Genomic DNA, 12,434 nt, shown 5'->3' on the forward strand with positions numbered 1-12,434 from the left:
TGGCGGGCACCACAGACTATGAAGCTGCGTTTTTTTCAGGGTAGAGGAAACGGTCCCCTTTCTGCCGAAGGAACAATCATCCTGGACCGACCGGTACAGGATGACTCTTTCTTTAAGTGAGGGGAAAAAAGATGGCGACCGGGTCCTACCTGCATTTAATTTCAATCTTGCTGCTGTTGATTTTGGCCGTTCTTATCTATCTCGCAGTTTTAAGCTACAAACGATTGGCGTACAGCGAAGAAATTGTGCGGGCGATTCGGCAAAAGAAGCAACCAAATGCGGACAGCCGCGATCTGTTCCGATTTTGAAGCGCGAACCGCATTGACCGGCTTCGGGGGCGCAGCGGACCAAGCCGATACGCACCTCCGCTGCCATCCCCCAACCGCAAAACGGACCGTCCCCCGGCAGACAAGCTGCTTGGGTCGGTCCGTTTCGTTGTCTTCCGGCGGTTTTACCGGCCAAAGGCGAAGAAGCCAATTACCGGCTCGGGAGCTGCGCCCTTCTCCCGCTCGCCCTGTTCAAACAAGCCGCCCGCGCGTTCGCGGCATTGAACGGTTACCGTCATGGATTCACCCGGGAAAAGCGTCCGGTACGCGTTGTCCGCCGTCATCCAGTAACGGTCCGTCGTTTCTTCGGGATGGACATGCAGCGCGGCTTCCGTTCCGGCATTCGTCACGCGGAACGTCCGCTTGTACAGGAACGCGGCTCCGCTTCCGGCTTCCGTAGCTCCCGCTTTATGCACGGGTTTCGTGTCTTTTTCGGTTCCCGGCGTCCCCGCTCTGTGCACGGCCTTCGTGTCTTTTTCGGCCTCCGGCGTCCCCTGCCATACCGGGTCCCCCGTTCCGTTCGCCGCCACCCGCGTCCATTCGCCCAAAGGCTCCTGCTCCAGCTTCCCGCCCTTCATTTTCAAAGCCGGGCTGTACAGCGGTCCTTCGTACGTTGAGAAGATGTACAGGTTTTCCGCCCGCTCCGTGTTTTCCGTTTGCAGCGTCAGGCGGACGAAAAACAGCCCGTTCGGCGTCTCCGGCACGGCAAATGCCAGCTCCCCGACGCGAAGCGCCCGGTCCGGTTCGGTTCGGCCCCGGAAGGTCCGCTCGCCGTGGAGCGTTCCGGTTCCGTCCAGCAGCTCGGCCCGGACCGCAGCCTCCGCGGCTCCTCCGGCCGCGTGTACCCAAACCGGCTGGGCGAAGGCTTCGCCGGGACGATAGCCGAGCTTCCGGTAATCCAGCGAAACATGCTCCGGCCGGAACGCATCGCGCACCCAGTAATACGCCATTTTGGCATCCAGGTAGTAATCCGCGAGGTTGGTGCAGGACGCGTTCGGCCACGGCTCGTTCAGCTGCCAGATGATGCTGCCGCTGTTGCGGAATTTGCGGCGGCGGTTCGCTTCCAAGATGAAGCGCAGCCCCTCGGCCTGCATCCATTGGCTGTTTCCGGCGAAGGCGGCGAGGGACTCCGGCTTACCGAAAAGCGCTTCGTCCCGCTCGTACGTATCCCACCATTCCCCGTGGTGCCGCCAAACCAGGCTTTCTTTCATGGTCTGCGGTTTCAGATGCGGTTCGGACAAAAACTTCCGCAGGCTGCGCTCGGCGCTCACGCCGTCCACGCCAAACTCGCTGTGGAACAGGCTGTCCGCGTTACCGTACAGCTCATAGTGCACTGGGTCGCCCTGGTACTTCCAGTGGCCGTGGACGTCGTGGCTGACGCCTTTTTTCTCCGTGATGTACTGGACCGGACCCGACGCCGAGGTCGGCAGGAACAGCCGGCCGGGGTCGTATTCCTCCACCAGCGCCTTGAGCATGGCAAGGTTTTCGTCCTCCAGCGTGGAGGGCGTGTCCGGGGCGCTCATCAGCTCGTTGCCGCCGCTCCAGACCGCCAGCGACACATGATTCCGCCGGTCGGCGAGCGCAGCTCGGGCCGTTTCGCGCAGCAGCGCCAGAAATTCCGGCTTTTTCGAAGGAATGTTGTCCACCCCGGAGCTCGACTGGATAAACTCCTGCCAGATGAGAATGCCGTGCCGGTCGCACAGCTCGTACAAATACGGCTTTTCGATAATGCCGCCGCCCCAGACGCGCAGCATATTCAGGTTAGCCGTCTTCGCCAGGTGCGCGATCCATTCGTAACGCTCGGGGCCCACATTGCCGTACAGGTGATCAAGCGGCGTCAGGTTGGCTCCCTTGATGTAAATTTTCTGGCCGTTTACCACGAACGTATACGGCAGGGCGTCTTCCGGACTGCCCTCGTTTTGTTCGTAGCGCAGCTGCCGGATGCCTGTTTTTCCCGACCAGCGGTCGTGTGCCTCCCCGCCGGACGCTTCGGCCAAATCAAGCTCCACCCGGTAAAGCGGCTGCTCGCCGTACCCGTTCGGGTACCAAAGGCGGGGGTTCAGCACCGCCAGTTCCGCCGTAAACCGTTCTCCGGGCGCAATCTCCGATTCCCAGGAAGCGGCATCTTCTCCATCCGGCCCGGTTACGCGAACTTTCGCGCGCAGCGCCGCTTCGGCGGGGCATCCTGCGGTGGCTTCCGCCGCAGCGGAAAGGCGAAGCCGGCCCTCGCCGTCTTCAACATCCGTGTGGAGCGCGACATCCGTCAGCGAAAAAGCCTGCCGCGCACGCAGCACAATATCGTCCCAGATGCCGACATTGACCAGACGCGTGGAAAAGTCCCATTTGTAGTTGAAGCGGCTCTTCTGGGTGAACGTCTCCGAGGTTTTGCCGATCTGCGCCATCTCGTCCGGCGCCTGCCGGAGCACGACCGTTAAACTCAGCGTATCCGACTTCGCCAGAAGGTCCGTCACATCGAACACCGCCGGATGATACATGCCTTTGTGCCCGCCAAGCCGCGTCCCATTCAGAAAAAGATCCGCCTCATAATCCAATCCTTTGCAGACCAGCTCCACCCGCTCGCCGGAAAGACCCGGATTCGGGAACTCGCAGCGGTACACCCACCAGCGGTTTTCCACCCATTCGCAGTGCAAGCTGTTCAAATCGCGGTACGGGTCTTCGATCAGCCCCGCGCGAAACAAATCCTCGTGAACGCCGCCCGGAACCGTCGCCGGAAGCCATTCCGTGACGCCGAGCAGCTCTTCGCCGATTTCCATGCTTGTGCCTTTAAAAGGAACCCAGGGCCAATACCCCTTCAGCTCCCACCGTTCTTTGGAAAGGGAATGCTCCATGCTGTTCTTCCTTTCTGCTAAGCCTGTTCATGCCGCGCGATGCGCGGGTTTCCTTTTTATTATACACGGCACAAGCGAATTTCAAATAGTTAATTCAATAAAATTATATTTTTTTCAACTTTTGATATCGATGGATGATTGTCCGGCCCGCAAAAAAAGAGAGCCCCCATTTTCCGTATCTGTATCTGTGCGCTCGGGATAAACGATAACGAAGCTTGGTATCGGGATTGCAGCAGCAGGAACTGCCGTGCCAGTTTTCCCGACCTGCCGGGGAAGGCAGTGCTTTGCTTGCCGACTCCTGCTGCTGCCCACTGGGGGATGAATCGATGGGCTAACGGTTGCCATAGGGGCTATTTGCCCCAAAAAGAGGGGTTGTCAATTTGTAACGGTTGCCACAGCGCTTATTTTCGTTTCTTGGCGCGGTTTTGCTCCTTTTTTCCAGAATAGGCTCTGTGGCAACCGTTAGCGAAAAAAAAGCAAGCTTTCGGCGTGAATAAGCTCCGTGGCAACCGTTAGCGCCCCACGTCCTCACAGGTATTAAACGATAACGAAGCTTGGTATCGGGATTGCAGCAGCAGGAACTGCCGTGCCGGTTTTCCCGACCTGCCGGGGAAGGCAGTGCTTTGCTTGCCGACTCCTGCTGCTGCCCACTGGGAGCCATACAATTTACCTGGCATTATGCCGCTGAAAAAGTTTGACTGCGGTTAACTCCGGCTGCAGCTGCAAAGGAGGCGCCTTATGCTGCAAAAATGCAGGATTTTTATGAGCTGGAGCGTCTTTAGCCGAAAATGCTGCGATTGTGCAGGATTTTTCATTGGTAAAAGCCATATTTGCCCCAACCTGCTGAGAATGATGTATAAATGCAACATTTTCTATGCAATTCAGCCTTTTCGTCTCCATAATAATGTATTTTTGCATCTTTCTATCCGAAGGCCTCCCTTGCTGCGCTATTCGGTTGTGTTCATGCGCGGCTACCCCCGGCAACTATCTGTCCCTGATTCTGTCCGAAGTCCGATCTGATGCCGCTCTATTCGGAGTCCAATCTACTTGCAGATCTGTCCGAGTTTTAATCTACTTGGAGATCTGTCCGGAGGTTAATCTGCCATTGTTCTTTCCAGAATCCAATCCGCCCGCAGTTCTGTCCAGAGTCTATTCTGCCGTTGCTATATTCGAAATCTAATCTGCTCGTCACACTATCGGCATTGGCTCCTTTCGATTCTCTATTCCGAAAAAAGACTCCGCTCATGGCTCGATGCGAATAAGAGTCTGGGCCCGGTTCCCTTTCATACTCGCCTGCCGGCCTCTCGCCTAAACGCAGAAAAACCTTCCGTCTCCGCGTTCCCGCTTCGACCGGAAGGTTTTGTTGTGGCGATGCGATGCTGCTCCTTTTCAACGCTAAGTGATTGGTTTGCCTGAAGCGTCCGGCATTCGTTTGCCCGGAGTGTGCAGCTTTCCATTTCCGAAACGCGACAGCATTCGTTTGCCCAGAGTACGCGGCTTTCATTTCTCGAAGCCTGTCGCATTCGTTTGCCCGGAGTGTGCAGCTTTCCATTTCCGAAACGCTACAGAATTCGTTGCTTGAAGTGCACAGCATCCATTTGCCTGAATCGAATACCATCCGTTCCAAACTATCTCGCCCCGGAATGTACCGCGACGGCCTATTCCGGCTCGGGAGCCGCGCTCCGTACCGATTGACGCTCCACCAGCCGGGTCGGGAGCAAGACCAGCTCGGCCATCGCCTCCGGTTCCTCCATGCGGGCACAGACAAGGCGAACCGCTTTTTTGCCAAGCTCGTTCCGGGGGACGCTCACGGTGGTGAGCTTCGGAACGGTCCGTTCGGCCCAAGCCAAGTCGTCGAAGCCGCAGACGGAAACCCGGCCGGGGCACGGCACGCCCCATTCGGCCAGCAGGCCGAGCGCCTCGCCCGCGATGTAGTCGTTGGCGCAGACCAACGCGCCATCCCCCTCCGCCGCCGAGTGCTCTCCGTCCAGCCAAGCCCGCAGGCCGGGGGCAAAGGAGGCCCGCCGGTAGTTCCCCTCCGCGCTGACTCCGATGCCTCCCACAAAGCCCACGGCCACCGTTTCCCCCGGGCGGGCGGCCAGAAAGCTGCGCACCGCCTGCTCGAAGCCTTCCTTGCGCTCCGCAAAGCTGAGCGCGGACCCGGTGTCGCCGACGAACGCGAGTTTTCGGAAGCCCCGGCGAAGCAAGCCGTCCACCGCTTCGGACGCGCCTTCCCGGTTGTTGGCGCGCACATGATCCACCTCGGGGTCCAATGCATTTGCATCCACCAGGACAAACGGCGTCCCGGCGGTCTTGAGCCAGGCCACATACGTTATCGGCAGATGGCCGAGCACGATGACGCCGTCCACCCGTTCCTCCCGCACCGCCGCGGGCATCCCTTCGGAGGACGGCAGCGAAACGTCCACGCCTTGAAGCAGCATGTCCAGCCCCTGCGCGTTCAACTCATCGTGGATGCCCTGGATCACCTTGCCCCAATATTCGATGTCGCCCAAATAAGCGCCGGGCATCACCACGGCCACCGCTCCCCGGCGGCGGGCGGATGAGGTTTTTTTAGCCGGCTTGATCCGGTATCCCAGCTCGATAGCGGTTTTCCAGATGGCATCCCGCGTCGCCCCGTTCACGGCGGGGTCGTTGGCAAGCGCCTTAGACACGAGCGCCTTGGACACCTGAAGCCGGTCGGCAATCGTTTGCAGCGTTACTTTCTTCATTTCGTTCCTCTTCCTATGGCTGAGGCCTTCAAGCTCCGGCCTTTTTCTTTAGCTTACGGGTTCGGACGGCAAGATTCAACCTTCCTTCGGAGAAGCTCCGCGGCGTCCGGCGGCACCGGCGGCACACCGGCAGCACCCGGCAGCACCCGGCAGCACCCGGCAGCACACCGGCAGCACCCGGCAGCACCCGGCAGCACACCGGCAGCACCCGGCAGCACCCGGCAGCACACCGGCAGCACCCGGCAGCCCCTCTCCTCACTCCAGTTTTTTGCCCGGCAGCAGCATAGCCTCCATCAGACGGTTGGCAATGGCCAGTCCCTCTCCCGTCCGTCAGCGGGTGCGGCGACCATCAGGCCGTTCTCTCCGCTCCATGAGGCACCTTTTCCCTTTGGCTCAAATAGCGTGATGCAAAGTTCATAAGGCTCAGCGCGGCTGAGATAAACTTATCCGGCAAGCTCCCTGACATGGCTCACCCTGCCCGGAAAATGGCGGAACAGCATTCCTTCGCCGTGGGAATCAAAAGAAATGCGAACCTGACTGCTTGGAAAAAGCTCTTCTTTTCCTTCCATGGAGAACGCACCTTGAAAAACCCGCTTTCCTTTCAGGCGGTTTCGCAGCTCGCCTTCCATGCGAATGCGGACCGGCTCCGATTCTGCTGCATTTACCGCCCCAAGCCGATACTTCACCCCGGCGGCATCCAATTCGATCGTCCCCGGATAGAAAAACCAGACCGTGCCCGCAGCGGCTGCACAGAGAACAATGGCCACCAGCAATCCGGCAGTCTTTTTCATGCTCCGCATCTCTTCTACTTCCCTTCCATGGCGGTGCAAAACCAGAACAGGAAAGAATATTCGATCCGGCAGCGGATGTTTCCTTCTTTTGTAAAAAAACGCCCTTGCACAATCCGTCCGTATCCAGCCTCCCGGACCTTGCTTCCCACGCCAAAAAAGCCGTCGTTCCCAGCCCTGCCTGTAAGAGCAGTGCCCGAAACCTCCGGCTTCTTCGCCAATCAACCTATCCCTATACCTGCTAAACGCTCTTTGCCTGCGGACTTTTCGTCGCCGCTCCCGCCGTGTCGTATTCGTCGTATACATCCAGAGCCGCCTGCACCGCCTCGCCCGCGTGAACGGGGGCACGCTGGCGCAGAAGAACGGCCTCCAGGGCGCCCAGCGTGTGCAGCACGTTTTTGCGGCTGCAGCTGTAGCCCATTGTGCCGATCCGCCAGATCTTCCCTTTGAGCGGGCCAAACGAGCTGGCGATCTCGATGCCGAACCTCCCCAGAAGCTGCGCCCGCACCGCTTCTCCGTCCACTCCGGCGGGGATTTCAACGCAGGCGACCATCGGCATTTTGCAGGCCGGGCTGCCGAACAGCTGAAGCCCCATGGCCATAAGCCCCGCCGCCAAGGCACGCCCGTTCTCCCGGTGGCGGGCGAACCGCCGCTCCAGCCCTTCCTCCAGCACCAGACGCAGCCCCTCGCGCAGCGCATACAGCATGGAGGTCGCTTCGGTGTGATGGTTCAGCCGGGCCGGGCTCCAGTAATCCTGCAGCTGGCTCAGGTCGAGGTAGTTGCTGCGGATGCGGGCGCCCGGCGGCTCCGGCAGGAGACCGGCGGCCGGATCGCGCAGGCCGCGTTCGATGCGCTTGCGCCGGAGCAGCTTCGCCTCCGCCCGGGCGTTGTACGTGAGCGGCGCCATGCCCGCCGGAACGGACAAGCATTTCTGCGTGCCGCCGATCACGGCGTCCAGCATCCAATCGTCCGCGGGCACATCGGTTCCGCCGACCGTCGCCACGGCATCCGCCACCAGGAGAACATCCAGCTCACGGCAGGCCCGGCCGATGTCCGCGAGCGGCTGCATCCGCCCCGTCGACGTTTCGCCGTGCACCAGCGCGACCAGATCGAACCGTTCCCGCTTCAGGCGGGCAATCACCTGCTCCGGATCGAAGACTTCCCCCCACGGCCGTTCCATGACAGTTACCTCGGCTCCGCAGCGCTCAGCAATCTCTGCGAGCAGATGGCCGAAGCGCCCGAAGATCGGCACCAGCACCCGGTCGCCTGGCTCGATCAGGCTCGTCAGCGCCGCCTCCAGTCCCGCGCGGGACGTGCCGTCGACCGGATACGCCCACTGGTTGTCCGTCTGAAAAAGCGCCCGGAGCATCTCCATCGTCTCGTTCATAAGCCCGGTGAACTCGGGATCGAACTGGCCGAGCACCGGCATGCTCATTGCCCGCAGCACACGGGGGTCGGCCTCGACCGGCCCCGGGGTCATGATCGTCCGCGGCGAAGGGGACAGGTCGCGGTAAGGCATCACAGCGCTCCCTCCTTTTCGTACGCCAACTCGTGCAGCAGCCGGGTCAGGACCAGCACCCCGGCGGCCAGTTCATGCGGGGAGGTGTATTCCTCCGGCGAATGGCTGACGCCGCCCCGGCTCGGCACAAAAACCAGCGCCGTCGGGCAGACGGCCTGTAGGAGCTGGGCGTCGTGCCCCGCCCCGCTGAACATCTCGCGGCTCTCCAGTCCAAGCCGGCCGCACAGCTCGCCAATCCGCTCCATGAGCCCGCCGTCCAGCCGCACCGCCTTGGCATTCATCCATTCGGCGGCGCGGAACTCCAGTCCCCGCCGGCGGGCGATTTCGCGAAAGCGGGCGAGCGCCGCGTCGCAAAAGACAGCGAGCTCCCCGCTGTCCGAATGCCGGACGTCCAGTGAAAAGGAAACATCGCCCGGAATAACGTTGGACAGGTTTGGCTTCGCCTCCAGGCTGCCAACCGTCGCAACCAGCGGCTCTCCGAACGCCCGGGCGCTTTCCTCCGCGAAAACAACCATCTCTGCCGCTCCGGCGAGCGCATCGCACCGCAGCTTCATGGGCGTCGTCCCGGCATGGTTGGCCGCCCCCTTCACCTCGCAGCTGAACCGCTTCTGCCCGACGATGCCCCGAACGATGCCGATCTGCTTTTTCTCCCGCTCCAGCACCTCGCCCTGCTCAATGTGCAGCTCGATGAAGGCCCGCAGGGCGCTGCGCCGCGCAGGCGCACGGCTGCCGGGACCAAAGCCGGCCGCTTCCATCGCATCCCGCAGGGAAACCCCCGCTGCGTCGCGGATATCGGGAACGCGGCCGGCCGAATAAAGGCCGGTCAGGTTGCCCGAGCCCCAATACGTCAGCGGAAAACGGCTTCCTTCTTCCTCGCAGAAGGACACGACCTCGATGCCGCACCGGGGCCGCCCGTGCCGTTCCACCAGATGCTGCACCGCCGTCAGCGCGGCCGCGATCCCGTAGGCTCCGTCATAGCGTCCGCCGTGCACCACAGTGTCGATATGCGAGCCGGTCAGGATTGTGCCGCCCTCCGGGTCCGTTCCGGCCAGAAGCCCGTGCAGGTTCCCGGCTTCGTCGTACCAGACGGACAGCCCGAGCCGCCGCATCCGCTCGGCCAGCGCCTCCTGCGCCGCTTGCCATGCCTTGTCGTAAAGAAGCCGCGTCACGCCGCCCGCCGCATCCGCCCCGAAGCCTGCGAGCCAGCATAAGGTTTCTCCGACCCATTTGCCAAGAAGCGGCAGGTCCGCCCGGCCGGCCGGCGGCTGCTCAGCCGGATTTCGTTTCGCCAATTGCCCCATCCTTCCTCCTCCTGTCCCGCAAAAACCGTGTCGCGGTATTGCGCGGGTTTCCCCGTAAGTGCTGCGAAACCCTTTATGGCAGTTTCTTTTAGATACTCCCTCCGAACACCGCTTTCGCCCCCGGCTCGCCGGTACCGCCGGGTCTTGTCCCGATGTCCCGGGCCGGACGCATCGTCCCCTCCACCCGCCTCAATTGGATGCCGCGTTTCCTTGCGGCCAGCCCCTCTCCAAGCCGGTAGACGGTTTCGCCGCGCAGAATCGTTTCCACGACCCGCACGCCGAACTGGCGGCCGGCATAGGGACTTTGCTTGTGGCGGTCGTACAAGTCGTCCTCCGTCAGTGTGTAAGGACGGCTCAAATCTACGATCGCCAGGTCGGCGTCGGCCCCGATGCGGATCGCGCCCTTGCGCGGGGCCAGACCGAAGCGCCGGGCGGGTTCGCCCGACAGCAGCCGGGCCAGCCGGGAAAGCGGGATGCCCCGCCGCAGGTGGCCCTCGTCAAGGAGCAGCTCCAGCGAGCTTTGCGCCCCCGCGATGCCGCCCCAGGCGCGGAACCAGTCGGGGCTTTCCTTCAGCTCCGGCGGACACGGAGAATGATCGGAGGCGATCATGTCGATCCGGCCCGCCGCCGCGTCCGCCCAGAGCCCGGCTTGCTCCGCCACGCTGCGCAGGGGCGGCGCACACTTGGCCTTCGGCCCGAGCCGCTCCAGGTCGCCGCGCGTCAGCACCAGGTAATGCGGGCAGGTTTCCAGCGTCACATCCAGTCCCGCTTCCTTGGCCCCGGCGATCTCCGCGACGGACAAGGGACTGCTGATGTGAACAAAATGCAGCGCGCAGCCGGTCTCCCGGGCATAGCCGAGCGCGTGCCGGACCGCTTCCAGCTCCGCCTCCGGCGGACGGGAATCGGCAAAATCAAGCGGACCGGTCCGGCCTGCGCGGCGCGCCTCTCCGCCGAGGCGCGCCACCATCGGCTCGCTTTCGGCGTGCAGCGCCAGCACGCCGCCAAGCGCGGCGATCCGCTTCATGCCCTCCCGCAGCGTCGCGTCGTCCACCTGGCGGAAGATATCCTCGCCTTCGCCGCCGGGATCGGACAAAAACGCCTTGAAGCCGGCCACGCCCGCCTCCGCCAAAGCAGCCAGCTCTTCCAGATTGCCGGGCACAAGCCCGCCCCAGAAGGCGTAATCGACATGGCTTTCGCCCTCCGCCCGCTCGCGCTTCAGCGCCAGCGCAGCCAGCGTCGTGGTCGGCGGCTGCCCGTTCAGAGGCATGTCGACGTACGTCGTGCAGCCGCCGGCCGCCAGCGCCGCCGAGCCGGTGGCAAAGCCCTCCCATGCCCCGAGCCCCGGCTCGTTGAAATGGACGTGGACGTCCACCATGCCCGGCATCACGATCAAACCGGCCGCGTCGACCACACGGTCGGTGCCGCGTTCGTCCAGCGTTTCCGCCAGCGCCGCGATCCGGCCGTCCCGGATGCCGATGCACAGCCGTTCCTCTCCGACCGGAAGCACGACTCGCCCGCCGCGGATAATGGTGTCAAACAACTCCGGCATGCCGGCTCCCTCCCTTTGCTATTTAGCTTCCCCGGTATGTGCTGTAGCCCCCCGGAGCGACAAGCAGCGGAACGTGGTAATGCTCCGCGCCGTCCGCAACCCCGAACTCGATTGGAATCCGGTCCAGAAAAACCGGTCCTGCCCCCGTTCCTTTCTCTCCCGGCCGGAAATAATCCCCCGCGTAAAAAACCAGCCGGTACCGGCCGGGCCGCAGCGTCTCGCCCTCCAGGAGCGGGGCGTCCAGCCGCCCGTCACGGTTCGTAACGGCTGTGCGCAGCAGGCGCGGGGTGTCCGTTTCGGAGCAGCCGGCCCCCGCCGCCTCGGCATCCGCCAGCACCCAAAGCTCCACCTTCATCCCTTCCGCCGGCGCGCCGCGCGACAGGTCCAGCACATGGGTGGTCAGCCGCCCGCTCACGGCTTCAGGTCCGCCTTCGTCATCGTAAAGCCCTGGAAGCCGTAAGGCGGACGCGGCTCCGTATAGACTGCGGCGTCCGACTCCCCGTTTTTGTCGACAATCGTTTCCCAGGTGCGGTTGTTCGATTCGAAGCGCACAACGGCCAGCTGGGGAAAGCGAGTCAGCACGCGTTGCCCGATTTCGTAGATGAGGTTTTGGATGGACGGGCTTTTTTTCTCGTGAAAGACGTTGTGGGCGATATCGCGGATCTGCTCCGCCGCGACGTAGCGGCCGTTTTCGCTGGAGATGCCGTCAAAAGCATCCTCATACCGCCATCCGATGTTCAGCCAGATGAACAAGGGCCGGTCCGAGGCCTCCGGAAGCGTCGTGTATTCGTCGCGCACGAAGCCGGCAAACGAGCTGCCTTTTACCTTGATCAGCTGAAGGTCCGACACCATGCTTTCGTGTCCGGCGACTGCCGTCCCGTCCCCGCCGCGCGCCACCTCCACCATGGCCGACGGATGATCGTTGTGCGCGTGCCGGTACACCAGCGGACTGTCCGCCAGGCCGTTTTCAGCCGCTACCTGGAGCGTCGCAAACGTCAGCCGGTCGGCGGACAGCTTGACCGATTCCATATGGGCATACCGCTTCAAAAACTTGCCGCCGATATAAAAAAGGAATCCTTCGACGGTATCCCCGTCAAACGACGCCGCTTCGCGCAAAATGAAGTTTTTCATCGAGTCGGTGGCGACCACCATCGAATTCTCCCCTTCCGTAAAGGAAGGCAGAAACGCGTCCCCGCGCACCTCCACCCGCACGTTCAAGGCGAAAATAACGTTTTCGTCTCCCGTATAGCCCGACTCCGGGATCGGCGTGATCCGGCGCAGCGGTTTCGCGTAGGTCCGGTACACCAGCACGTCGTCTTTTCCGTAATACAGCACCCGTTCGTTTCCCTTTTGCTCTCCCATGGCCATCCTCC

General features: G+C 62.3%; 10 protein-coding genes. 1 reads left to right on the forward strand and 9 read right to left on the reverse strand.

The window, feature by feature from the left end:
- The first annotated feature begins 131 nt into the window (after positions 1-131).
- Positions 132-308, forward strand: a complete 177-nt coding sequence (locus AC6I6H_RS17420; RefSeq protein ID WP_497955266.1) for a hypothetical protein — start codon at positions 132-134, stop codon at positions 306-308.
- A gap of 143 nt (positions 309-451) precedes the next feature.
- Here AC6I6H_RS17420 and AC6I6H_RS17425 read toward each other — a convergent pair whose 3' ends face one another.
- The 9 genes from AC6I6H_RS17425 to pucL all read right to left on the reverse strand — a co-directional run bounded on the left by AC6I6H_RS17425 (position 452) and on the right by pucL (position 12,423).
- Entirely contained in the window at positions 452-3,175 is a 2,724-nt protein-coding gene (locus AC6I6H_RS17425; RefSeq protein WP_497955269.1) for a glycoside hydrolase family 2 protein, read from the reverse strand.
- Between the two features lie 666 nt (positions 3,176-3,841).
- Entirely contained in the window at positions 3,842-4,093 is a 252-nt protein-coding gene (locus AC6I6H_RS17430) for a hypothetical protein (RefSeq protein WP_497955270.1), read from the reverse strand.
- Positions 4,094-4,833: 740 nt separating this feature from the next.
- Positions 4,834-5,904: a LacI family DNA-binding transcriptional regulator gene (locus tag AC6I6H_RS17435; protein WP_497955271.1), complete on the reverse strand. Its 1,071-nt coding sequence runs from the start codon at positions 5,902-5,904 to the stop codon at positions 4,834-4,836.
- 443 nt (positions 5,905-6,347) lie between these two features.
- A complete protein-coding gene (locus tag AC6I6H_RS17440; RefSeq protein ID WP_497955273.1) occupies positions 6,348-6,917 on the reverse strand; it encodes a hypothetical protein in 570 nt (189 codons plus the stop codon).
- Positions 6,918-6,933: 16 nt separating this feature from the next.
- A complete protein-coding gene (locus AC6I6H_RS17445; protein WP_497955302.1) occupies positions 6,934-8,211 on the reverse strand; it encodes a pyridoxal-phosphate-dependent aminotransferase family protein in 1,278 nt (425 codons plus the stop codon).
- Positions 8,211-9,512 carry a Zn-dependent hydrolase gene (locus AC6I6H_RS17450; protein WP_497955274.1) on the reverse strand — a complete coding sequence of 434 codons (1,302 nt, stop codon included), beginning with the start codon at positions 9,510-9,512 and terminating at the stop codon, positions 8,211-8,213. Before AC6I6H_RS17450 ends, AC6I6H_RS17445 begins: the two co-directional genes overlap by 1 nt.
- An 88-nt stretch (positions 9,513-9,600) precedes the next feature.
- Complete coding sequence (gene allB / locus AC6I6H_RS17455) at positions 9,601-11,061, reverse strand: allantoinase AllB (RefSeq protein ID WP_497955275.1); 1,461 nt, start codon at positions 11,059-11,061, stop codon at positions 9,601-9,603.
- A 22-nt stretch (positions 11,062-11,083) separates the two neighbouring features.
- Positions 11,084-11,476, reverse strand: coding sequence for a hydroxyisourate hydrolase (gene uraH / locus AC6I6H_RS17460; protein WP_497955276.1), 393 nt, complete (start codon positions 11,474-11,476; stop codon positions 11,084-11,086).
- Positions 11,473-12,423: a factor-independent urate hydroxylase gene (gene pucL, locus AC6I6H_RS17465; RefSeq protein WP_497955277.1), complete on the reverse strand. Its 951-nt coding sequence runs from the start codon at positions 12,421-12,423 to the stop codon at positions 11,473-11,475. The genes uraH and pucL overlap by 4 nt, the downstream gene beginning before the upstream one ends.
- Positions 12,424-12,434: the final 11 nt, after the last annotated feature.

Source organism: Gorillibacterium sp. sgz306347 (assembly GCF_059735245.1).